Raw genomic sequence first — 23856 nt, forward strand, 5'->3', positions numbered from 1 at the left:
AGGAACTGCGATGAAACACTACCGGAGCTTGCTGCTTCTGCCTTTTGTATTGACGGGCTGCGCCACAACCGACATGCAGGGGGCGCTGGATTCACTGAGCGGACTGGGACAATCCATTGGGACCAGTATGTCGCAAGCGGCTACGCCCGCAAGCGCGGCAAACCGCAACAGCCTGCTGGGCACTCCACTGCATAACGCCTTGCGCCAGAATCTTTCTACCGACGGTCGCGCCCCGGAGTGGCCCAAGGTGGTGATCAGCAATCTGCAAATTCCGGCGGATCAGATGACCCTGACCCGTAGCCTCACGCTCAAAGCCAGCGATTGCATTCACTTTGACGCAGTGCTCTGGCACGACGCCAAGCGCTCCGAGCGCTTCAGCAATCTGTCGCTTTGCGCGCCGGAGCTGCCGAAACAGTCAAACAACTTCGTACTGACCTGGAAGAGCTTTTCCATCTCCGGCAAAACCACCGGTCAGGTTCGTAGCGATGGACCGATCCCACCGTACAGCAAGCTGCCCAGCGACCCGGCGATGGAGCGCTGGCTGATGAATCAGTTCGGCCTTTACTATGTCGGCTCGTTGCTGACGCTGGTCGGCTATGACCCCAACTTCACGGTCGATGACCGCCGCTTCTGGATCAGGAATATCAAGGGATGAACGCACTGCTGCTGGCCGCTATGCCGGTGGTGCTGATGGATGGCACTGCCCCAGACCCCGACTACTGGTTGCGGATCGAGCCAGCCATCGCTGTCGCAGTGGAATGCCGTCAAGCCTTGCCGTTGCACGTACTGGACGGCATTGCGCCCAATGCTCCCGGCAGTTGGTCGCTGACACCGGCACGCAGCTTCACGGCATTCGGCCTGCCGGTGAAGCGGATCGAGCTGTTCATCGACCCGGATGGCGAGCTGGGTGCAAGCTATACAGCAGTGATTGAAAAGCGCAGCCTGGAACAGGTGCGCAAGCAACTGAAGCTTGCCAGCCAGCGCGGGCGCATCGGCCAGCTGTCGGCAGATCAGCCCGGCGCAGAGGTTCAAGTGAGCTGCACGGTCGCAGCAATGGGGCAAGGGTGAGCATCCAGCGCATCCTCTCCGGCGGCCAGACCGGCGTAGACCGGGCGGCGCTGGATTTCGCCATTGCCCGGCAGATTCCGCACGGCGGCTGGTGCCCGGCAGGCCGACGGGCCGCTGATGGCGTACTGGATGCTCGCTACCAGTTGCTAGAAACCGAATCCAGCGGCTACCGCCAGCGCACCAAACGCAATGTGCTGGACGCTGATGCCACACTGATCCTTTACCGGGGCAGGCTCGAAGGCGGCAGCCTGCTCACTCGCGATCTGGCGGCGGGACACGGCAAGCCGCTGCTGCTGTGCGATTTGCATGCCCCTACAGAAGAGCTGTTGGCGGCATGGCAAGGCTGGTTGCTTAGCCATCCCGTCGCTATTCTCAACATTGCTGGCCCGAGTGAAGCACGCAACCCCGGTATTTACCTGCAGGCGAGCGCGCTACTGGAGCTTTTCTGGAGTACGGAACATGAACCGATCTGATGCCCGTTGCGCGACACCTTATATTTACTCGGGTGAGTTGCAGATCCGTCCCGAAGTGGATGCCGCGCTGGCTGCGCTGAAAGACAAACCCTACACCGCCATCCCCAGCTGGAAAAACGACGGAACCTGGGAGCTGTGGACGGTGGAAGGCGACGGCGAAACCCAGCCCTGCATTATCAGCGGCCCATCGACAACCTATGCCAGTGAGGCCGATGCGCTGGCTGCCGGTGCGGCCTGGTTATCTAGACAGCGCTGAGCAACCTCAATTCCATCCCTCGCTGACAAAGCCAACGCAACGGCGGCTGATCTCGACCAGCGGCCTGATGTCTTGCACCTGGACGACTCCTCGGTCATCACGAGCCGCTGCGCCCAAGGCCCGCTGCAGAACCAGACGCACACTGCGCGGCGGCAAGGCTTGCAGACGGGACAGGACATCATCATCCAGCCTCTCGGCAAAGGCGTTGCCCCAGCTCGACTCGTCGCGGAGTCGGTTGTAAATCGACTGCGCAATGCTTCTGACCTGCTCCGGCCTGGGCGGTTGAATGTGCAACACCGTCAACCGTGAGCGTAGCGGCCCCGGAATGGCATCCAGCTCATTCGCGGTCGCCATCCAATTCACATGACTGGCGTCGATGGCAAAGTCGCGGATCGACAGGTCGATGAAATCCCGCGCACTGCGCGGTTCCAGCAAGGTATAGAGCGCCGCCAGCGGATCGTATTGCGGTCGCCCGTTGCTGGCCTTATCCAGCTCATCGAGCACCACCACCGGGTTGGCCAGTGGCTGGTAGGCCAGCAGCTCGAAGAGCTGGCCTGGCTCGGAGTTGCTCCAGAACGATTCGGAACCGGCGAGCGGCGAACTTGATTGCGTACTTGCCATGTCGAAGACCCGAAACGGTAGCACGAGCTGATCGGCCAGCCAGCGTGCCGCCTCGGTTTTGCCGATGCCCGCCGGGCCGACCAGCAACACGGCAGGCCAGGACACGCGGCTATCGCCCAGGCTGGACAGGGCAAAGTGGTCACGTAGCAGCTCGGCCAGTTCATGGAAGTTTGGAAAGGCCTGCGCGAACTCATCCAGAAGGGCTTTCCAGTCCGGGGGCAGAAGGCCCAGTTGGCGGCTACCATGGCCCGCCCGCTTGATCCGCTCCGCCATCGCCTGCGCGCGCTTGAACTTGTCATCGCCTTTCGGTCGGTGGCGATCCACGAACGCCTCCAGCCCGGCTTCATCGACAAAGACGATGCTCGGTAAGGGCATTGATTTAGCGGTTTCTGTCGGCTGCTCCTGAACCTGCTCCGGTTTGGCCTCACTTGGGACGGGCTCATCTTCAACCGCTATGGCGGCGCGTACATCTTCGGTCGTCACCTTGCCCAGATCGAGCACCACCTGCTGTACACCCTGTTCGACGATGAGCTGGCGGCTGCGGCGCACTTCTTCGGCAAACAATCCTTGGATGCCGTCATGTTGCGGGCAGCGTTTCGGACGGATGCCGTCCCCGACAACCTGTACACCGCAAACGGGGCATTTTTGCAGCGAAAGGTGCTTGGTCTGGGCAATCAGATCGAACACGGCTGCTGCACGTTCGCTGTGGCGTCGCGGCGGCTGGTAATGAATGGCCAGGCGATCCCGGTTGCAACTCACCGACAGTGAGCCCTTGCGTGCGACCACTGTGGGCGGCAGCAGGCATTCCACCTGGGCAAACAGATGTGCCACCACGGCCAAATGCCCCGGCGCGGGTTCGACGATTTGCCGGACAAGCCAGGGATGCTGCTCCTTGAGCGCAGTAATGGCAGCTTCGTATTCCCGCAGGCGCAACGGACGGGCTTGCTTTGGCTTATGCATGATGGCCTCCGAAGTGTTGTAACTATAATTTACTATAACAACGCTTTGCGCGAATCGCCAAGCCCCGCGCGCTCGCCTTGTCGGCCAATAAGTCTTATAGTGATTTACAGTGAATTCACAGAGCCCGACATGCCAAGCCTTACCAACGAACAATTGCCCGCCTTTGCCGCTGCCTTGATACGACTGCGCGGGGAAACGCTGGGGCGGATCGCTGAAGCCACCGGTATCCGCACTGCCAACCTCTCGGTCTGGCTACGTGGCAAAGAGCAGGTGATCTCCGCCAAACGACTAGTCGGCCTGTTGCACCACCTCGGTGTGGAAGGCGGGCGCCTGCGTAGCGACGTGTTGCACCAGTGGCAGGATCGTGGGGCACTGGATGACAGCAAGCTCGTGCTAGGCAAGCTGCTGGCCGACAAGCAGTCGGTGTGGTTGTTTCAGGATGAGCAGCCGGGGCTTATCAAGACCCGCTTTCTGTTGGCTGGCGATGTGCTGATCCGCATGGAGATAGAGCCGGGCGTCGATCAAGCCCTTGATTTGGCGACAGTCGTCAGGGTGGATCGTGTCATCAGCACCCCTACAGCATTGGCCGGGGTACCAATCGACTCGTTGGCATCTGCGCGCAACGTCCTCTTGGCCCTGGCGGAGCAGACCGCATCGGACGTGGGTGACGAAGAGCTGCTGGAAGGGCTGATGTTCCGTCTGACCGAAACATTAGGCAGTAATGTCACTTCAGCGCAGGGCTGGCAACAACTGGAGCAGGCGCTGAGGCGGTCCCTAGAGGCTGGCCTGGCCCCAGGTGACATTGCGAGCTTACTCAAAGGGCACCTACAGAACAGATAGCCAGACCGCTTCTTGTTCGAGCGCCAGTCCGGATAGGCGCATTTGTGCGGTTAACGGGCTCAGATAGTCGGGCAACTGGGCAACGGCACTGGCGAAGTCCCGAAACGTATCCTGCCATAGCCGCTGGCTGCCATAACGTGCCAGCTTGCTTTGCCAGTCGGGCATCAGCCAGCATTCGCAAGTGTCGCCAAGCTGTGCAAAGAGTCGCGCGAAATTGGCCAGCCCCACACCGTCATAGTCCGGGAACAGTACGACTCGGCTTGCACGCGGGCGCTCCCCCAGCCAAGCGAGAAGCCGGCCATCAAGCTGTCCGCCGTAGTACAGCAGGGTGGCTTGCGTTCCTACTGGCAGCCAATCCGTGCGGTCAAACAGCGCCTGGTTCTCCACCAGCCAGAGCGGCTGCCCGCTTTGCCAGGTGTCGCCAGTTTCAATGCGCAGGCTGGTAGCCCCGAAGTGGTGCGTGAGCTGGCTGAGTGGCAGCTCGCTCCCGTGTTCGCCTTGCCGCCAAAGCACCTTTTCGCCAACGGCCTTGAGCAAGGGGTAGTAGCACTCATGCTGATGATTGCGCGCTTTGCTGTCGCGCGCGTGGGCGATGTGTTGCGCCCGCAGCGGCAGGTCGTCCGTGGCCAGCATCCCGACTTGGGGGGAGAGTGCGCTCAGATGGATATCGAATAGTCGCGGATCGCTGACACGGTAAACATCACCGCGCCCCTGACGCTGGCAGATTACCGCTCCTGTCTGCCGGGCAAAGCGATCCAGAGCGCTGCGCTGAGCGGCGGTGAAATAGCTGGCCGGCAGGGCTTGTTGGCCATGCAGTTTGAGCAAGGCTGCGCGCAGGGTTCGATCCATGCTCAGGCGTCCAGCGGTTCGATGATCTGCCAGCTATGACGGCTGATCTGGTTGCTGCCGTTGCGCGTGTGAATCGGCACGCAGTAGCGCACGGTGGTCAGCGGCGCGGGTGAGGCAAAAATCAGCGAGAAGCCGAACTCCGCCGCCGTGTCGATCAGGCTGCGCTGATTGCGGGCGTCCAGGGCCAGTGCCTCGTCTAGGTAGCAGATGCCCTGGATGGGGCGACGCTGATCCTGCATCAGATGCAGCATCGCCAGCCCCGTCACCAGTTTGGCCATCAGCACGGTGCCATTGGAGGCGGCACTGTCGAGGTCATCGAAGGCTTCCGGCTCGCGGTCTGCCTTGCCGACCCAGAAGCGCAGGCGAAACAGGTCGGCCACGCGCAGGCCGTGGCGGGCATTGCCCTCTTCGATCAGCAGGGTCTTGGCGCGATTGAGCTGCTCGTCGTCAAGGACGCTCTGCTGGTTGAACAGCTCGAAGGTTTCGCCGCTGTCCACAGTGGCGGCGGTACTGATCAGCAGTTCGATGGCTTCGACCAGAATGGTTTCGTCTTCGGGTTCGATCTTGAACACTGCCAGATCGGAAAGTTGCCGGCCGCTGATCTTGCGGTTGAACTCGCGCATCCGGCGCTTGAAAGCAAACAGGCCGTCGCGCAGTTCGCGCAGGCAGGCGGCCACATTCACCACAGCCGAGCGTACTTTCTTTTCCAGGGCTTCGGCTTCCTGCGGCAGGTGATGGGCGAATTCAACGAGACGAACAATCTCGCTTTCCGGTTCGCCGACAAACTGATACTTGGTCAATCCACCGCTATGGATTTCACCCAGCAGATGGCGGATCTGCTCATCCAGCTCCAGCAACTGGCGGCAGTCGACCTGATAGGTCTGCAGTCGCTCGGCCAGTTGCTCCAGCGCGAACTCTGGCTGGGCCAACCAGGGGCTGTGCGGCAGATCGGCCAGCCAGGTGAAGGGGCCTTCGTGGTCGATGCGCTGATGACGGCGTTGCTCGATCTGCCGGTGTTGCTGCTGCAAGGCCGCCAAATCCTGTTGCCGCTGTTGGCGCTGCTGATCCAATGCGCGATGCCGTTCGGCCGACTGCGCCAGACTGGCGCCGAGTTCGGCAAGCTTTTTCGCCAGTGTCTGCAGGCGCTCCTCGCGCTCGGCCTCGCTTTGACGCAAGTCCTGCATGTGCGCGTAGTCCCGCAACTCGGCATCCAGTTCGGCCAGTTGCTGCTCCAGCGATTGGCGTTGCTGTTTGACGTTTTCCAGAGCCAGGGCGGTGGCCAGTTGTTCTTGCAGCTGAGCCTGCTGTTGCTGCAGCTCCTGCTGCAATTCGCCCAGTTCCGCCAGAGTGCGTTGCTGATACTGCGCGGGCAGGGCTTCCAGCCGCAGTTGCAGGCCAGGCAAGTTGAGTTGCCGGGCATCAGCATCGGCCAAGGCTGCAATCAGCGCCTTGCCATCGAGATGGAAGTCTTCGCTGCCCAAAGTCAGTACCGGCTTGGCCAGCATCTTGTTCAGCGCACTGAGTTGTTCCGCAGATACGACACCGGCCAGTTGCTGATAGAGGTTCTGCCCCTGGGTGCGCAACTCCTGAGCCAGCTGCGCGGATTCCCGTTCGATCCGGGCCAGCTCGCGCTCGATGGCCGCAGGCGTGCGGCTCTGGGCTTGGCCGATCCGTACCACCAGCGCATCCCGTTGTTCCTGCAGCTCGCGGCGGCGCGCCTCCAACAGGGCGCGTTCAGGGATCAAGGCAAAACGCTGCTGCAACGCGCGCAACTGTTCGCTTTGCTGGCGGAGCTGCTGTTGTTCCAACTCGCACTCTTTCTTCTCGCCAGCCGACTGCATATCCTGTTCGCGCAGGCGCTGCAGCTCGGTATCGCACTGCGCCAACTCATGCTGCAAGGTTTGCTGGCGGGTCTCGTAATGCTGTTGCCACTGGTCCAGTGCTGCGTCGATCAAGGGACGCCAGCACAGCAATTTGCCGCGCAACACCAGGCGGGCCTCCTGCTTCTGTTCCAGTTCGCCAAGGGTGGCTTGCAGCCGCACAGCGGCCAGGTACTGGCTGCGTTCGGCGTTGAGGTCGGCAAACGCCTTGTCCCATTCCGCCTTGAAGTCGATGCTGGCATCCGGCAGGTCACGCCGGAAAATCTGCAACAGATAGTCCTTTACCTCGCTGGAGCGCAGTTTGTCCAGGCGCAGCGTGCGGGTCAGCACCCGCTGAAAAACGCTGGCATCGCTGGCGTGCTCCAGGCGGAAAACGCAGAAATCCTGCTGACTGGCGAGCTTGCGGCTGCGCCCGCCATAGACCATGTCGGCAAATTCGCTGCTGCTGTAGCTGAACACCCGGCGCCCAAAGCTGGCCAGATGGCTGGCCAGTTGCGGTTGTGCCACCAAGGTGCCATCCGGCAGGCAGAACTCCTCGACCTTCAGCGGCCCGGCATAGGCGAAATACTCGTACTCGAAGCTTACCCCTTTGCCCACGCAACCCAGCACGACGGTGCCGGACTCCGGCAGCGACACCTCCAGCAGCACATAGGCGCTGTTGTTGGGGAAATAGAAGCGCCGGCTCTTGTCTACGTCATGCGCGCCGAAATCCATGCGGCGGCGGTCGATGATCAGCAGAAACTGCAGGGCATTGATCAGGCTGGTCTTGCCGGTATTGTTGGGCGCCACCAGAGAAACCGCGCCATCGAGCGGCAGCTCGGCACGCGAGTAGCCGGCGCTGCCCAGCAGGACCAGACGTTGGAAGCCATACTGCATCAGGTGTTCTCCTCGTCGTCTGGTGCATCCGCAGCCCAGTCTTCCTCCGTCGGCGCGTTCGTTTCGTCGCCATCGGTCTTGGCCGTCAACGCCAGGCTTTCGAAATGATCGAGGTAACGGCATACAGCGGGCAGCAGTCGCCAGCCTGCTGGCTCTGCCATGGCAAAGCCGAGGTTGCAGGCGCGGCCCATCAGCTCCACCAGGGCGTCGGGGTTGAGGCCCTCGGCATCCAGCAGGTCTTGCTGTTGCTTGTAGACCTCGGCCAGCCAGGCGCTGTCGATCAGCCAATCGGTAAAGCGCTGCAGGGCCTTGCCGGCGTTGGCCTGGGCATCGAAGATCACCATGAACAGCAAGGCCAGCTGGCGGCTGATTTTGCCGATGTTGCTGTTGGCGTCACTGTTGTGAAACCAGGCAAAGCCCCTGGCATCCAGGCGCAGTTCGAACCCCAGCGCGGCAAACAAACCGACATAGCTGGCCTCGTGCTGTTCCAGCTCCGCCCACAGCGCGGGCTCGGCCATTCGATTCAGGTGTTTGCCGGAGAGAAACAAGCGGAACAGCTCGGCCAATGCCGGCATCTGTGATAGCGCGGCTGCCAGAGCGTGTGGGATCGTCATTGCGGGATACTCACGCGGTGAGGGTGATGCAGGACGCGAATCGTCTGCAACGTGGTTTTTTCAGGCTGGCTGGCTGCCTCGAACTGCCAGCCGGGCTCATGTTGCAGGTCATGGAACAGGCGCAGCAGTGTGGCATCCTGCAGGTGGGCGTAATGGCTGTGCAGCCAATCGAGCAGATTTTCCACGGGCAGGCTGCGGGCCAGATGCGCACGAATAGCGGCTTCGTCCACCTGCTCCAGCAACGGAACGTCATCGCCGGGTTCATCCTGCGGAAAGGCCACCGCCTGCGGCTGGTATTGGCGTGCGGCAGCCATGACCGCCCGTACCTCATCGCCCAATTGCAATTTGAAACCGCGCTCATTGCGCCAGACGGGGAGTGCGGTCTCATCCGCCGGGTGCGACAGTGCGCGACGCAGGCCGCGTTTGCGCACCTGCCCCAACAGCAAGCTGATGGCACTGGTAAGTACGTTGTGCTGACGCAGTTCTTCGCGCAAGGGCAGCAGTGTATCGGCGCACTGTTGCGCAACCAGCCGCCCAAAGCGCCGCAGCTCCTTGGCCTGGTGCGCCACCTGACGCAACTGCAGGCGATGCGAGTAGAGCGCACCCTGTACCGACAATTGCTCTAGGCTCAAGTCGAGCGCACGCTCCGCTTCTTCCAGATAGCGATAGAAGGTGCCCTGCGAGCCGCTGTCCATCATCTGGTTCATCGGCTCCACATAATGATCGTAGGCTTCCAGCACCTCGCGGTAGCGCTGGCTGATCGGCATGCTGCTGTCGGCGCTTTTGGCGTTTTCCGCCAGTTCAAAGAGCGCGTGCCGGTCCTGATCGAGCTGCAGGCTGATCTGGCGGAAGAGTTCTGCCAGCTTGTTGGCGGCTCCGCGCACGCGATCCATGTCGGCCCCGAGCATCCCTTCATTGAGTGCTTCGGTGGCTTCACGGATGGCCGCAACACGCGCCTGCAGTACGGCAGCCAGGCCCAGCTCATGTTCACGGGTGAGGCCGCGCACGAACTCCAGCACATAGGCATTGAGCTGCAGATCGCTGCTGCGCGGCAAGGTTTGCAGGATGTCCGCATTGACCAAGGCACGTAGCACCGCGCCCTGCGTTTCGGCATCCCGTTGCCCGGATACCTTGGCAATGCCGTTCAACACCTGATCGCTGGTCAGCACGGCAAACTCGCGCGACAGCCGCACCAAAAGCTCCACGGTGTCCCAATGGGTGTAAAGCGCGTAGACCAGCGAGCGAGGGTTGGCCATGTCAGTTCAGTCTCCCACCACCGAGCAGGCATGCCCTGTGCGGCATGCTCTCACCCGCCAGCCGCACAGGGCGGCAACCCGGCGCATGGCCGCAGCGGGGTTTCATAAGGTGCAGGCTGGACGCATCGACCATTCGTTGTCCCCACGCCGCCGCGCCCGATTTCTGGCGAAATCGAGCCCAGCGGCCACATTCTTTGTGCTCTCGCGAGCCAGCACAAAGAATGTGCTCATCGCGCCGGGGACAAGCGACTCTCGGCCTGCGTCCCACCCGGAATGTGTCAGGCATGGTGGCAACACTGTGTGCACAAAGTGGCGTCAATGTGGTGAACAGCGTGGCAACATTGTGTTGAACATGGCGGCAGCATTGTGGCGACATGTGGGTCATAGTGTGGCAACACGGTGGCACTGACAGCTCAAGCGGTCGCATGGATGAAAGCATTCAGTGCCGCCGCGATGCGTTTGCGGCGCTCTTGCAAGAACGCCTTGTAGTGATCCAGTGCCAGCAGTTCCTCCTCCACCGGGATGCACTGTGATGCGAATGGTGTTTCACCGTGCTGCGCCACCAGCGGCAACAGGTAGGTCACAGGCGCTTTGTCGCTGATCGCACGATTGGTTTTGCCGCCGATGAAAGCCAGGTTGGCGATGTCGTCGGCCTCGCGAGGGGTGTAGCTGCCGCGCAGCAATGCCTTGGGGAAAATGTGATGAAACTGCAAGCGGTGCTGACTGCCCGAGTGGTCCAGAGCAATGGCAAGGTGGCTGCGCCAATCCTTGGCGCCTGCCGCACGAAATGCCAGGAACATGGTCTTGAACAGCGCACTGCGCTGGTTGCGCCCCTCCAGCTCTTCCGGCGTGATGTCAAGACGGCCGAACTGCAGACGCAGCCGGTCGATCAGTTCATTGACGCCGCCGCCATTGCGGATGGTCGCCAAATCCTGATCCAGAATGGTCTCGCTGGAACCCCGCGAGAAACGGCCTTTGGCATTGGCGGCCAAGGCCCAGTAGCGCAACTGCTGCGCCTCTTCCGTGCTGAGGGCATAGTCGCGGCGGTGTCCAAAGTAGGCCAGTACCACCAGTAAGAAGGGCGATGACAGCAAGGCAGGGCTGTCGATACCCAGATTGCTGCGTGCGAAATTGAGGGCAAATTCCATCCCCTCGCAGGCTTCTTTCCACGCTTGCTGCAGTACGTCCAGGGTCAGGCTGCCGACGGTCAGAAAACGGGATTGCCCGGTGGCAAAGGCCATCAAATTCTTCAGGTGCAAACCCAGATCCAGCTCGAAACCGTTCTGGGCGCAAGCATTCTGGAAGTCCAGGAAGGTCTGCAGCGAGTGCCGCCATTTGGCCGTGATCTGCGCCAGAGCCAGATCGGAGCTGCGCAGCTTGGCACCCAGCGAGTTGACCCGCACGAAGATTTCCGTGACCTCGTCGTAGGACAGTGTTCGCTCCAGCACGTCCATGCGATACACGTACTTGCGAATGCCACGTAGCCGGGCTAGGCGCTGGCTGTATTTCTCGTAACGCGGATCATCAAAGCCACTGATGCCCGCACGTTTGAGGAAAGGCGCATCGCTGTCGGTCTTGAAGACTTCGGATACCTTCACCCACTGCGGCAACTGCTCCAGCTTCCGGGTCGCCACCACGAAGGTCATTTTGTTGAAGCGCGTCAGCAGTTCGTCCTCGCTGGCGTCGGCCTCGTCGCCGCCCAGTTCGCCTTCCTCATCGACCTCGGCGTCATCGCCGTTCTCATCCACTTCGGTCACGACGGCCAGTTGGTCGGGATGCTCCAGATTAAAGAGCAAATCGATGGGCCGACGGCGACCGCGCACCGACACCGGCTCGCCACGAATGACGGCAGACAACGAGGTCAGACGCTGTTGTCCATCGAGCAACAGGCGGGTGCTCTGATAAGGGTTATTGCTTTGGCTGACGGCAAAGCTTTGCAGGGGCACGGCCTCATCGGTTTCCCACAGCAGAATCGCCCCCGAGGGATAGCCCCGATACAGAGAGTCGAGCAAGTCGCGCACGCGCGTGGAGCGCCAGACATACTGCCGCTGCATTTCCGGCAAGCGCAGCTCACCGCGCTCGATCATCGAGACCAGTTCTTCAACGCTGGCTTCAGCCTTGGCCATGGTGCTTCCTTATCCTCTCAATCTCACTCAACTGCTGCGGGAGGCTCGGCAGCAGGGATGATCAACAACAGCTCGGAGTCATCCACTAGCCTGTAAACCGGCCGCTTGCCGGACAGCCGTTCACTTTGATCCAGAATGATCTGAACCCCTTCACCACGCTTGTCCATCATGGCGCTGCGGCCTGTGATCGCTTTGTCCGCCTCGGGCACGGAACATTTGGCCAGCAGGCTGGTGATGGCTTCGTTTCGCGCGGCCTGGCGGTAGGGAAGGCTCTCCACCGTCATGGTGTTGGGGATGGCGCCTGGCGAATACAGCTCCAGCCGGTCCGCAAACATCCGCAGGCGGATTTTGGCGCCATGGATCGAGTAATCCCGGTGTGCAACGGCATTGACCAGGGCCTCGAAGACGGCGGTCATGTCGTACTGCGGCAGATCGTGCCTGCCCTCATCCTTGGTGGCATAGACCTGCATGTTCTTGCGGACGAAGTGGCAAGCCGCCAGCACCTGGGCATCCAGCGGCCCGGTGATGTCCTGGGCGTCGAGCTGATAGGCCGTGTCGCCTTGCGGCAGCACCTCGGTGCCACGGTAGGCCACCGCCTGAATGAAGGCATTCGGCAACCAGCGGCGAGGATCAGCACTGGCCATCAGTACGCCGGCGATGGTCGGCCGAAGTGCGCCGTCGGCATCGGTGCGCGCCATGGCCAGTTTGTCTAGAAGCACTTCGCGCGTATCTTGCACGCGAGGACTGGCAAAACGTTGCCAGAGGTCATCTGTAAGGTCGTCGAGTGTGGCGCCAGGCACCGGCTGCTCGTCGAAGCGGATGATGCGCGCCTGGCTGCGTTGCTGGAACAAACGCGCCAGATAGTCCGGAGCCATTTCACGCTTGGCGCTGCCCACGCGGTGCAAATAGCCGCCGGGGCTTTTATGCACGAACAGGCTGCTTGCGATATCGACTTTCAATACTGGCAAGGGCTCGCCTGACGTGCTGGGCAGGCTCAGACGCTCGATCACCGGCGCGAGCGGCGGGGTGATGCTGTCCAGGCAAATCTGCCGGACGAAATCCTCCACCAGGTCCAAGCGCTCCAGCGGGATACCGAGCACTTCACGGGTGTCGTCCACGCCGAGCACGCACACACCACCCCGGCTGTTGGCGAAAGCGGCCAGCTCATCGGCCAGCGAATCTTTATGGGGGGCTGACACCTTTTGACCGGCAAAGCGGACTTCCTTCAACTCCAGATAGGAGTCCTCTCCCAGGCGAATCTTGTCGATCAAGTCCGCGATGTTGTCGAACATGTCAAACCTCTCTTCCCAGGCGTTGGTAACGCCGTTCGAACGCTTCTTCGCCGCCTTCCATCACTTGGCAGACTTCGCGGCGCATGGCCTGATCCTGCAACGAGCCGGTTTGCTTCACATGGCACTGGTGGTTGAAGTCCAGTACGTGGATCAACTCTGCATCGCCATTGACCACGATGTTGGGGTTGTGGGTCACGATGATGAGCTGACGGCGCAGTTTGTTGCTGCGGATCTGCTGCACGACCAGTCCGTAGATCAGGTGGTTATCCAGGTCATCTTCTGGCTGGTCGAGCACCAGTGGCTCGTTGCCGTGCGCCAGCAGGAAGGCCAGCATGGCCGCCGCGCGCTGCCCGGCGGACGCCTGGCCGATGGATTGAAAGTCCCGCCCGTCACCTTTGCGGCTGTACTCCACCTGCAAACCATCTTCGGGGAACCAGCACAGGATGTGGTCGATGAATTCCGGGCGCTTGTCGGCTTCCGCTTTCAGGAATTTATTGAACCAGCCGCCAAACTCCGCCTGCCCGCGACCGGCTTGCGACAGGCGTTTCTTCTGCGTCAATAGCGCCTGCTCGAAGGCCGCCGTATCCCATACGCCCGGCTGCTCGACCAGATCAACCGTGCCCAGCAGATCGGCCACGAGCCCTTTGGGGGATGCCCCCTCTTGCTCCTGATACAGGTCGTCCACGTACTTGCCTTCTGCGGCCCCAAGCACCTCCCGCAAGGAGCGCTCGATGCCCTGCGCGTCCCGGCTGTAAGGGATCAGTTCGATGCGCACAAAGGGATTGCCTTGCAGCGTTGCCTGCAGAAATGCGCTCCGTTGGGCGCTGATGGCGCGGCGGGCGGATTGCACCTGTTCCAGCAACGACTTGGCCTTCTCGCGCAACTCGGTGTGCTGCTTCTGCAAGGCTTCCAGCTTCTTCAGCTCGACTTCCAGGCGCTGCTTTTCTTGCACCAGACGACCGTACTCGCTGGGGTCGCTGACGCCTTGTTGCTGCAAGTCGGCTTTGAGCTGCTCGTAAGCCATCTTGGCCGCGTCGATCCGCGCAAACCAGGGCGAAGCCTCCAGTTCACCTCTCAGGGCTTGCCCTCGCTCCTTCAGCACGTTTGCCGCGCGCTCGACGTCCTGCTGCGCCTTGGCGATGGCGGCGTGCAGCGCCTGGACAATGCTCAGTGCTGGACCGTCTTCGGCGGTATCGAATAAGCCTTCCGGCAAGTCTTCCGCCAACAGATCGTCGGCAAGCGCTTTCAAGCGGGTTGCCAGTTCGGCGGAGGCGTCGAACTGGCGTTCCAGCTCGCGGCTTTGCCGGTTGGTGCGCTGATAGTTTTTCAGCAGAGCGGCATGATCGGCGCCCTCGAAGCGGGCCAGCTTGCGCTGAATATCTTGCAGGGCCAGCGTCAACGCTTCACGCCCTTGCAGCTTGCCATCCAGCTCGCGCATTTGCGCCCGTGCGGCCAGGAAGGCACGCTTAGCTTCCTCGAAAGCGGCCTGCTGCGATTGCGTGCCCGCCGCATCGTCAATCACCTTGAGCAGCGCCTGCTGGCTGTCACCGGCCAGCGCGGCGATCTGCCCCTGGCTGAACAAGCGCACCGGAAAGCGTTGCTCGGTGACGGCCTGACTGGCCGAAGGCTTGAAACTGCCCGTAGCGGCGTCCCATTCCTCCACCGCGTGGCCCTGGCCGTCCTGCCGCCAGATCAGGCGATAGGGCATGCCATCGCGCTGCACTTGCACGCAGAGGCTTGTTTCCGCCCGTAGTCCGCCTTCGTCATTGCGGCTCCTGGCAACCTGATTGAAACGCTTGAAGGTCTGCCCGGCTTCCGAGCTGAGCGACAGCTCCTTCTCACGGCGATAGGCCAGACGCAAGGCATGCACCACGGTCGATTTGCCGGTCCCACGACCGCCGATCAGAGCATTGAAGTAGGGGTTGAGCGGCAAGCTGGCAGACGTTCTGCCACGCCCCATGTAACGTGCGTCGCGGATTTCAATCGATTCGATGAAATGCTCGGGCGTATTGAACGGCGCAAAGCCGTTGCTCTCATCACTGCGCTTGACCGACACCTCCTGCCCATCGAGCAATGCAAGGCGCAAGCCCTCCAGACTAGGCCGGGCCATCTTGATCCAGGTGTAGCGCGAACCGGGAACAGCCGTACCTTGGAAGCTGTGGCAATCGCTGCCCGCCACGCTGGCAAATCGCAGTTTCAGTTCATCCAGAATCATGGGCACGGGGCTGGAGGAGGCAGTCCACTCCAGCGCCAGGATGCCGGGTTCCTGCAAGACCGCCTTAACCGTGTTGGCATCCATCACGCATTTTCGCGTACCAGGCTCGACCTGTAGCAGCCCCTTGTCGCCTTCGACGTGTGCCGGAATGGCCAGGCCGCCCGCCGCCAGAATGCGCTCCACCACTTGGGCGGCGCCGATGCGGGTGACGCCATCGCTGTCGCCGCGCGTGCCTTGGTAGTCCACCCTTGCCAGCAGATCGCTGATGGTCTGACTGGTGGCGGACGGGTCGAAGATTGCGAGCAGATGAAAGCCGCCTTGCACCGAGATTTCTACCCCTGGGAACAGGTGTAGCTCACGGAACCCGTCAGGTGGCGTGCCGGCGTCGGCCTCGCGCTTCATCTGCGCATAGGCCGCCTTGAGCGAGTCGATCCACTCGCCGGTGTTGTGATCGGTAACGGCTACGCAGTCGATCCCGGCGGCCATGTACTTGAGCAGCCATTTTTGCGGTGTCAGCTCAACGGGCGTGCCGATGGCGGCCTGCCATGCCCCGGTGTCCTTGGAGGCCGGCGTGTGGGTATGGAAATCGAACTTCCACCAGCGGGCGCCGGGGTAAGGCCAGGGTTGGCTCATGTTCTTCTCCTGATTGCGGCCATCATTCCTCCGCCTTGGTTTGAAGCACCTGCATCAGCGCCTGAACTTCGCCCCGGAACGGGCTGGCGTCGAATTCGCTCAGGTCACAGGCAAGACAGGCCTCGATGTCCTTGCGCGACAGGTAGTGCTTGTGCAGGAAGTTCATCTCCACATGAACTTCACTGTCAGCGATCTCGCGCTCGTCCGGGTTGGCGCTGTCGCGCAAGAACTGCAACAGACAAGCACGCAGCACGCTCGACATATGAGCCTGAATGCCCCGGATCTGCTGCATGACTTCTTCGATGCGCTGGTCTGCCGTTGCCTGATCGCTGAAGAAAATGTTGCCGTTCGGGTGGGCGATCTCATTGCGCTGATCCACCAGCTTCTGAAACTTGCCGATGTGCTGGTTCTCGCAGCCGGCCAAGCGCAGGAATTTGAAGATGCTGCGCTCATTGACTTCGCTGAAGGTAAAGGGCGAGCTGGCGGTCAGCAGCTCCTTTTCCTTTTGCTGGAACAGCACCGCATGGGTGAAGGCTTCCGGCTTGGCCTGCTTGATCTGCCACACCGAGAAATACACGTAGCTCATGTAGAGCATATGGAAAGCAAGGATGGCGAACTGATACTTGCCCGCCACATAGTTGCTCTCGAAGGCTTCCCAGACAAAGCGGATGTATTCACCTTCGCCTGCCGATGGATAGGCCAGCGGCAGGTAATCGTGGATTTCTAGCGCGGCATCCATGTTCAGCCCACCCAGATTTTATTAATGGACAATTTAATGTCTTGTTCTCGCTCAGAGATTTCCTGTTTTAACTCTTCAATGCGTCGTTGATGCCCTTCAATATCCAAAACGATCTGACGTTGAGCATCGATGGGCGGTATTGGAATTTCGATACTTGAAAGTGCACTCTTAGAAAACTCCTTGAAGGTGCCACCAGTTGCCAGTGCCTCCAGCCTCGGCGTTAGAAATTTCATCATGTATGCCACGAATTCAGGCAGAACACGGCTGTGATCCTGAATCACGATGTTCTTGAAGCCTTGATTGGTGGCTGTTGGAATTCGCGCAATTGCGACTCGACCAATCGTGGCACGGCTGGAAACTAGTACTGTGCCGACCGGCAACAGCTTGGCTGATGAGTTTTTTAATCCTTCTTCGCTGATAGTGCGCTCGGTGCAAGTAAGCTGAGTGATGAAGTCTGATTGCGGAAGATCTACGAGCGTTGCCCACGGCACTCCACCGCCCCAATAAGTCGGTTCATCTGATTTTGGTGTGCCGCCGCTTTCGATTCGAAATAGTGTTTGATCCCCAAGAGACACCATCGGCCAGTGCTTTGATTGGTCCCCCTCCAGCCGATATCGATCACCACTGAAACTCCAGTCGGCGCTTTCTGCGATCTGTGCTCTGCTCACGCAGTGCGCCAGCTCGTTTCCTTCGAAGGCATCAGGAGCAGCGAAGAAGCTTTTCAACTTCTTCTCAGCAAGAGGTAAATCGTTCTGCTCGATAGGGCGACGCTGTGCACCCAATGCGAAGCCATCGTTGCCGACCTTCACAAACAACACCTTGTCGGTCTGCTTGGCCAGTCGTTTGTCCAGAATCAGGATGGAGGTCTTGACGCCGCTGTAGGGCTGGAACACGCCAGCCGGCAACGAGACGACCGCCACCAGCGAGTTCTGTACCAGCAGCTTGCGCAGTGCCTTGTAAGCGGTGCCGCTCTGGAAAATGATGCCTTCCGGCACGATGATGCCGGCCCGGCCGTTGGGGCTCAGGTGCTCATGGATGTAATCGACGAACAGCACTTCCGAGCGCGTGGCTTGAATGGAAAAACGCTTGTGCGGTTTTATGCCGCCCTTCGGTGACATAAATGGCGGATTGGCGAGGATCACATCCGCGTGTTCATTCCACTTATCTTCGCTGGTGAGCGTGTCGTATTCGTCCACGTGCGGGTCACTGAAGCCATGCAGGTAGAGGTTCACCAGCGACAGACGCACCATGTCCGGTGAAATGTCATAACCATGGATGTTGGCAGCCAGCTTGTTGCGCTCGTCCGGTGTCAGCTTGTCGCCCGGCTTGTGCGCTTTGTTCTGGTCCAGGATGTATTTCCAGGCCGAGATCAGAAAGCCTGCCGTACCGCAGGCGGGGTCGAGGATGCGCTCGTGCTTCTGCGGGTTGATGACCCGGACGATAAAATCAATGATGTGTCGCGGCGTACGGAACTGGCCCGCATCGCCCTGGCTGCCCAGCACCGACAGCAGGTATTCGAAAGCGTCGCCCAGTCGCTCCGAATGATCGTAGGAGAAGCCATCTATCTCCTTCAAAAATGCCTTTAGCGTTTCCGGATCGCGGTAAGGCAGGTAGGCGTTCTTGAAGATGTCGCGGAACAACGCCGGCAGGTGCGTGTTCTCGGTCATCTTGCCAATGGCCTCGGAATAAAGGTTCAGCGTGTCCTGCCCCCCCATGCTGGGCGCCAGCAGTTTGCTCCAGCTGTATTTCTCGAAGCCATTGACGAAGAAACTGCGCTTGCCGCCGAACTCCTCGGATTGGGCGTCCATGTCGTCCATGAACTTGTAGATCAACGCGATGGTGATCTGCTCGACCTGACTCTTGGGGTCAGGCACCTTGCCGACAAGAATGTCGCGGCAGGAGTCGATTCGGCGTTTAGTGTCGGTATCCAGCATGGTGTTGTTCTTCTCGTTCGGCCACCTACGGCAGCCTTGAATGACTTACATGAATTGGTTGAGCGGAACGTAGTCTTTGACGTACTCCGGGATGCCGTCGCGCCACTCGGGCGGCACGGCGCGCAGGTCGCCCACGCCAAAGGCCGGGTTTACGTTCAGCTCGCTGAAGCGTTTGTCGTCGATGATGGCGCGCAGGGCTGCGTCAGTGGCATACGCCTTGAAGAAGTACTTCATCGCCAGCACAGCGATGCCCTGGTCTTCGGCCAGCTTGCTCTGGTTGGCGAGCAGGAACTCCTGGAATTCATCCTCCAGCAGCTCATCCTTGCTCTTGAAGTACGGGATCAGGCCGAAAATCTTCTGCAGGATTTCCTTCAGGCTCAGCCGTCGATCCACCCCGGCGGCACGGCGCAGCTTCTCCAGGTTGAAGTACTCGTTGGGTTTGTCGAACAGCTGGCTGGTCACGTAGTCAATGGCCTGCTCCCACTGCTCGTTTTCAACCTGCTGCTGCAGCATCGGGTCGGCTTTGACCTGATCCTCGAATTTCTCGAAGAACATCCGGTCGATCTTCATGCCTTCGTAGCCGATCTGTTGCTCAGCCACGTGGTGCATGGCATCGGTGCCTGCGTGCTCGTATATGCCAGCAGGCGGCGGCGGCTCACCACCCTGTCCATCACCCTCAGCACTTCGGTTAGGGAGCTTCAGAACCTCGTCGTAGTCGAACTTTTCTTCGAAGTACTCGCAATTGGCGAAGAAGTCGAAGAATTTGAAGCGGGCCTTCTCAGGCTCGTTGATCAGCGGCTTCAGTTCATCATCGAACAACTGCTCAAGGAAGTTGTGCTTGCGCGTGCCGCGTCCTTTGATCTGCACGAAATCGGACGGCGAGTACACCGGGCGCATCAATGCCAGGTTCAAGATGTCCGGGCAGTCGTACCCGGTGGTCATCATGCCCACTGTCACGCACACGCGCGCCTTGCTGGTCTTGTACAGGGCATTGAAGTTGGCCGAACCCAGCAGGTTGTTGTTGGTGAAGTTGATGGTGTATTGCTGGGCATCGGATACGCTGGAGGTAACTTGTACCGCAAAGTCGGACTGGTATTTGCCGGGCCACAGCACATCAGCAAGCTCGTTCAGGATTTGCGTGAGCTTGGCGGCATGGTTCTGGCTGACGGCGAATACCAGGCCCTTGCCAAACTCGCCGGTCACTGGATCACGCAGACCGTTCTTGATGAAGGTCTGGCAAAAAAGCTCATTGGTCGCCTTGGAGAAAAACTTCTTCTCGAAGTCCTTGGAGACAAAGCTCTGTTCTTGCTGGCCGTCTTCACCGACGGGGGCCATCACGGCATAGCCCTGCTCGGATAGCAGCTTGGTGGTGATGTCGGTTCGTGCATCAACCACCACAGGGTTGATCAGGAAGCCATCCTTGACGCCATCCAGCAGCGAATAACGGAAGGTCGGTTGTCCGGATTCGCAACCGAAGGTGCGGTAGGTGTCCAACAGCAGGCGGCGCTCCTGCTCGCGCGGGTCGCGGGTGGTAGGCTTGCTCGCGTCAAAGCTCTTGAGATAGTCGCGCGGCGTTGCGGTTAAGCCTAGCTTGTAGCCGACAAAATACTCGAAGACGGCTCGGGCATTGCCGCCAATAGAGCGGTGGGCTTCGTCCGAGATGACCAAGTCGAAGTCGGTGGGCGAGAACAGGCGCTTGTACTTGTTGTTGAACAGCAGCGACTGCACCGTGGTGACCACGACCTCGGCTTTGCGCCAATCGTCACGGCGTTCTTTGTAGATGACTGTAGCGTAGTCGTTCTTCAGATAGTCCTTGAACGCCTTTGCTGCTTGATCCTCCAGCTCTAGTCGATCCACCAGGAACAGTACGCGGCGGGCGTTGCCCGTGCGAAGAAACAGCTTGATGACGGCAGCAGAGGTCAGGGTCTTGCCGGTGCCGGTCGCCATTTCGAACAGGAAGCGTGTCGAGCCTTCAGCCACTGCGTCCTGGATGGCATTGAGCGCCTTCTTCTGGTAGTCCCGTAGGAAGCGCAGCTTGTTCTTGGCGATGAAAGCTGGGCGCTCGTCCGCATTGAGCCAACCCGCTTCCCTCTCGTAGCCCGGCAGCTGAGTCTGGACGATGTAGTCGCGTCCGACGGCTTCGGTAATCAGGCGCCTCTGGTCAGGTTCGAACTTCCGGTAGCTCTTGAGAGAGTCCGGAGTCGGGAACGCGGTGATGATGTGCGGGTTGCCCTGCTGTAAATCCCAGAAGTAGTGCAGATTGCCGTTCGAGAGGATCACGAAGCGGCAGTCGAGTGACTTTGCGTATTTACGCGCCTGCTCCTTGCCGACCAGCGGGTTCTTGTCTTCGGATTTGGCTTCCAGTACCACCAGCGGGAAGCTCTTTTCGTCCAGCAGCAGAAAATCGACGAAGCCATTCTTAGTCGCTTCGAAGTTCTCGCCCAGGTCATTGATCTGGGCCTGACTGAGCTTGACGTTGGGCTCCAGGGCTACGTTGGCCTTGCCCTTGGCCTCATCGAAGAAGCGCCAGCCAGCAGATTCCAACAGTTTGTTGATTTTGACGCGCGCTTGCGCCTCCTTGGCATTCGCCATCCTCAGCCCCCTCCCTTTACTGACTCACCTTGAGGGTCTGGTTTCAGGCCATGCGTGCGGGCGTACTCCAGCACCAGGATTTCGATCATCGAAGCCACCGAGCGGCGCTCGCGCTCAGCCGCCAAGCGCAAAAGCTGCTTGATCTCAGCGGAGGTGCGGATGGATAGGGTTTCGTCCTTCAGGCGTGACATGGCAGCGTCTCGTCAGTAATGTCGCGCAAATGTACTGCATTTTGCTCCACCTCGCCATGATTCTCGTCAGGGCGTAGATTCCGTGCTTGAGGCTGCTCGATAACACGGCACCTTAGCGGCGGTCGGCTTTACAGGGCGCTCAGCCTCGATGACGATGGGTTGCAGTGCATGCCGGCTGCTGGCCTGATTGGCTTGCCCGTAGTGTCGCCGTGTCTTGGCGCTGGCATGTCCCAGCCCCTGGCTGACTGAGTCCGCAGCCGCGTGTCGTTTCAGGTCGGCCGCCCATTGGTGGCGCAGGCAGTAAGCCGTGACAGTGTGTTTGTGCTTCGGCCAGAGGCTACGTGCCAGCCGACGGACTTCGACGGTGAAGTTGACTGGGCTGTCAATGCAAACGAGCAATTCCCGCCGCCCCGCTAGCCGGATGCGCAGAGCCTCCAGCAATGGATGGGGATCGTGTGCGCCATAGGCGATCAAGCGGTGCGGCTGACCTTGATGCGCCTTGACCTTGGCGCCATCGATCTCGAATCTGATCTCGCCCATGCCGCTGCGCGGATTGTCCACCCGGCGAATGAGCACGCCGCGCCGCAGTTCTTCCGGGCGGCAGCCGGTCAGCGCGGCGACCAGAATTGCATCGGCATACTTGCCTTTTGCAGCGCGCTGATACAGTTGCTCGCGCCAGTCTCCGGGGAGGCCGCGCAGGGCTTGCCGCTTGCTGGCACGCTTACGGCGCTCACCGGCAGAGCCGCTTTGTCGGGCTGTCTCGAACTCGCGCAGAAATGCACGCTGTTGTTGCAATTGGGCCTGGATGGCCATTACTTGCAACCTGTCCGCAGGCCGAGCAGAGAGCGCGGAATGCAGGCTTTTCAGCTGCTCGACAAGATCGGCGTACAGGCAGTAGCGAAACGCTGCGACGCGTTTGTAGAAGGTTGTCGGACGCTGGGTGGCCGTCATGACTTCGGCCACACCACCTTCGGCGTAGCGAGCACGCTGTAGCAGCGTGCGGCCAAGCTGGCGATAGTCTTGCCTGGTCTTGCTGCTCAAGCTGGCAAATTCATCGACAGGAAGCATGGCTTGCATCTCGCGCCGGCAACTCTCAATGAGCGCAACCATCTCATCCGCGTCGATCATTGCTTCCGGCCCTGTCGAGCATCGCTTTCAAATCGGCGATGGCCTTTATGCGTTCAGCCTTTGTCTTTTGACGCTCGGCTTCTGACTGTTGTACAGGAGCGCGCGACTGCGCTGCCTCCATCGCCTCCTGTCGGTTCTTTCGCCAGCGGGCGATATTCGGCGCGAACTCAGGGATGAATTCCCCCGCGACAGCGCTATTCATCACGGCCAGCAACCATGAGCGGACGGAGCGGATGCCCACATGCTTGCCACTGCCGGCCGCCGATAGCACGCCAGCCAATTCGTCAGCGGCAAGTTGTATTTGTTCTGCCGTGAGCGAGGGCCCGAAGCGGCGGGTTACGTCGCTTATGACGCGCAGGTAGGGCAGAAGAGAAGGGTGCGACAAGTCCAAGGGCGCGGAAGCCTCTCCCGTTTTCGGAGAGTTATCCACAGCCCCTGTCTGTAGTAGTGGTTTTATATTTTTTACTACTACTTCTTCCTTGTATTCACCTACACATATATCACCGCCCTCACCGGCGACGGATGTGCCGTCCACGGTTTCTCCGTCGCCGGCCAAGCAGGCCATGGATGTCTGTGACACTTTTTGTGAAACGGGAGTCAACACGGACTCCCATCGCCAAAGCCCTTCCTCGTCCTGGAATTTCCTCCGTGCCAGGTAGCCGGCATCTTCAAGCTCGCGCAGGATGCGGCGGCAAAGGTCTCGCCCAAGATGGCCTTTCGCTCGCGACTGATCGTGCAGCACGCGCGGCAGTGCGACAGCGCGCAACTGCCAGTTACGGCCTAGCGAGAGCAAGTGGCAAGCCACGCCTCGGGCTTCATAGCTCAACCGGGAGTCGCGTAACAGGCTGCAAGGCAGAGACCACCAGTATTCGGCGGAGTCGTCAACGCGGATGCGGCTCATGACTTCGCCCTCTGGTGAGCCAGACAAACGGCGTGCTCACGCTCCGCCGCCTGGGTCTCAAGCCACGCGTCGATCTCGTGGGCAAAAAAGCCAATCGAACGGCCGCCAGGGCCTAGCCGAACTGGCTTCGGAAAATCTTCAGTCTGGCAAAGTCGCCAGAGGGTTGTCCGGCTGACCTGGATCTTCGTGCAGACATCCTGCGTCTTGATGATTTGCATGCTGTTCCTCTTAACGTGTTGAAACACGAAGGGATCATGCAAAAGATCTGGTTATGAAGTCAGGGAGCACGGTTGTCACCTGCACTCCCTATTCTTGCAGATTCCATTCTTCATGATCAAGCAGTCCAACGACATGATCTCGCTGATTGATGGTCATGATCAGCGGCTTTGAGGGGTGCGCTTGGGTTCGCTGA

General features: G+C 60.3%; 20 protein-coding genes. 5 read left to right on the forward strand and 15 right to left on the reverse strand.

Annotation, left to right across the window (positions count from 1 at the left end):
• Positions 1–10: 10 nt before the first annotated feature.
• Genes ACPT9U_RS13585 through ACPT9U_RS13600 form a run of 4 tightly spaced genes read left to right on the forward strand, consistent with a single transcriptional unit; the run spans position 11 to position 1797 of the window.
• The gene (locus ACPT9U_RS13585) at positions 11–655 is read left to right on the forward strand and encodes a hypothetical protein (protein WP_279645041.1); all 645 of its coding nucleotides are present in this window, start codon (positions 11–13) and stop codon (positions 653–655) included.
• Positions 652–1068 (forward strand): hypothetical protein, encoded by a 417-nt coding sequence (locus tag ACPT9U_RS13590; protein WP_435751324.1) that lies wholly within the window; start codon positions 652–654, stop codon positions 1066–1068. The genes ACPT9U_RS13585 and ACPT9U_RS13590 overlap by 4 nt, the downstream gene beginning before the upstream one ends.
• The gene (locus ACPT9U_RS13595) at positions 1065–1541 is read left to right on the forward strand and encodes a putative molybdenum carrier protein (protein WP_200632286.1); all 477 of its coding nucleotides are present in this window, start codon (positions 1065–1067) and stop codon (positions 1539–1541) included. The genes ACPT9U_RS13590 and ACPT9U_RS13595 overlap by 4 nt, the downstream gene beginning before the upstream one ends.
• On the forward strand, positions 1528–1797 hold the full coding sequence (locus ACPT9U_RS13600) for a hypothetical protein (protein WP_079384645.1): 270 nt from the start codon (positions 1528–1530) through the stop codon (positions 1795–1797). Before ACPT9U_RS13595 ends, ACPT9U_RS13600 begins: the two co-directional genes overlap by 14 nt.
• Positions 1798–1803: 6 nt before the next feature.
• Here the strand turns inward: ACPT9U_RS13600 and ACPT9U_RS13605 are convergent, their stop codons facing one another.
• Positions 1804–3378, reverse strand: a complete 1575-nt coding sequence (locus ACPT9U_RS13605) for an AAA family ATPase (protein WP_435751326.1) — start codon at positions 3376–3378, stop codon at positions 1804–1806.
• Between the two features lie 129 nt (positions 3379–3507).
• Between ACPT9U_RS13605 and ACPT9U_RS13610 the strand changes: the two genes are divergently transcribed.
• Positions 3508–4218, forward strand: coding sequence for a hypothetical protein (locus ACPT9U_RS13610; protein ID WP_435751327.1), 711 nt, complete (start codon positions 3508–3510; stop codon positions 4216–4218).
• Here ACPT9U_RS13610 and ACPT9U_RS13615 read toward each other — a convergent pair.
• The 14 genes from ACPT9U_RS13615 to ACPT9U_RS13680 form a co-directional block, all read right to left on the reverse strand.
• Entirely contained in the window at positions 4204–5067 is an 864-nt protein-coding gene (locus tag ACPT9U_RS13615; protein ID WP_200632283.1) for a DUF7281 domain-containing protein, read from the reverse strand. The genes ACPT9U_RS13610 and ACPT9U_RS13615 overlap by 15 nt on opposite strands.
• A 2-nt stretch (positions 5068–5069) precedes the next feature.
• Positions 5070–7823, reverse strand: a complete 2754-nt coding sequence (locus ACPT9U_RS13620; RefSeq protein ID WP_435751328.1) for a hypothetical protein — start codon at positions 7821–7823, stop codon at positions 5070–5072.
• Positions 7823–8437, reverse strand: a complete 615-nt coding sequence (locus ACPT9U_RS13625; protein WP_435751329.1) for a condensin complex protein MksE — start codon at positions 8435–8437, stop codon at positions 7823–7825. Before ACPT9U_RS13625 ends, ACPT9U_RS13620 begins: the two co-directional genes overlap by 1 nt.
• On the reverse strand, positions 8434–9693 hold the full coding sequence (locus ACPT9U_RS13630; protein WP_021250004.1) for a hypothetical protein: 1260 nt from the start codon (positions 9691–9693) through the stop codon (positions 8434–8436). Before ACPT9U_RS13630 ends, ACPT9U_RS13625 begins: the two co-directional genes overlap by 4 nt.
• Before the next feature lie 413 nt (positions 9694–10106).
• On the reverse strand, positions 10107–11819 hold the full coding sequence (locus ACPT9U_RS13635; RefSeq protein ID WP_011806699.1) for a GmrSD restriction endonuclease domain-containing protein: 1713 nt from the start codon (positions 11817–11819) through the stop codon (positions 10107–10109).
• Positions 11820–11842: 23 nt separating this feature from the next.
• Entirely contained in the window at positions 11843–13111 is a 1269-nt protein-coding gene (locus tag ACPT9U_RS13640) for an ATP-binding protein (protein ID WP_435751330.1), read from the reverse strand.
• Between the two features lies 1 nt (position 13112).
• Entirely contained in the window at positions 13113–15959 is a 2847-nt protein-coding gene (locus ACPT9U_RS13645; RefSeq protein ID WP_435751331.1) for a TrlF family AAA-like ATPase, read from the reverse strand.
• A 22-nt stretch (positions 15960–15981) separates the two neighbouring features.
• The gene (locus ACPT9U_RS13650; protein WP_086248004.1) at positions 15982–16698 is read right to left on the reverse strand and encodes a hypothetical protein; all 717 of its coding nucleotides are present in this window, start codon (positions 16696–16698) and stop codon (positions 15982–15984) included.
• Positions 16699–16700: 2 nt separating this feature from the next.
• Complete coding sequence (locus tag ACPT9U_RS13655) at positions 16701–18632, reverse strand: N-6 DNA methylase (protein ID WP_279643218.1); 1932 nt, start codon at positions 18630–18632, stop codon at positions 16701–16703.
• 45 nt (positions 18633–18677) lie between these two features.
• Positions 18678–21224: a DEAD/DEAH box helicase family protein gene (locus ACPT9U_RS13660; RefSeq protein WP_435751332.1), complete on the reverse strand. Its 2547-nt coding sequence runs from the start codon at positions 21222–21224 to the stop codon at positions 18678–18680.
• Positions 21225–21226: 2 nt separating this feature from the next.
• Complete coding sequence (locus tag ACPT9U_RS13665) at positions 21227–21415, reverse strand: hypothetical protein (protein WP_086248007.1); 189 nt, start codon at positions 21413–21415, stop codon at positions 21227–21229.
• A gap of 66 nt (positions 21416–21481) precedes the next feature.
• A complete protein-coding gene (locus tag ACPT9U_RS13670) occupies positions 21482–22543 on the reverse strand; it encodes a hypothetical protein (protein WP_435751333.1) in 1062 nt (353 codons plus the stop codon).
• Positions 22527–23444 carry a hypothetical protein gene (locus ACPT9U_RS13675; RefSeq protein ID WP_086248009.1) on the reverse strand — a complete coding sequence of 306 codons (918 nt, stop codon included), beginning with the start codon at positions 23442–23444 and terminating at the stop codon, positions 22527–22529. The genes ACPT9U_RS13670 and ACPT9U_RS13675 overlap by 17 nt, the downstream gene beginning before the upstream one ends.
• Entirely contained in the window at positions 23441–23662 is a 222-nt protein-coding gene (locus ACPT9U_RS13680) for a helix-turn-helix transcriptional regulator (RefSeq protein ID WP_086248010.1), read from the reverse strand. Before ACPT9U_RS13680 ends, ACPT9U_RS13675 begins: the two co-directional genes overlap by 4 nt.
• Positions 23663–23856: the final 194 nt, after the last annotated feature.

The organism is Thauera sp. AutoDN2 (genome assembly GCF_051280715.1).
In the GTDB taxonomy this organism is placed as follows: Bacteria; Pseudomonadota; Gammaproteobacteria; order Burkholderiales; family Rhodocyclaceae; genus Thauera.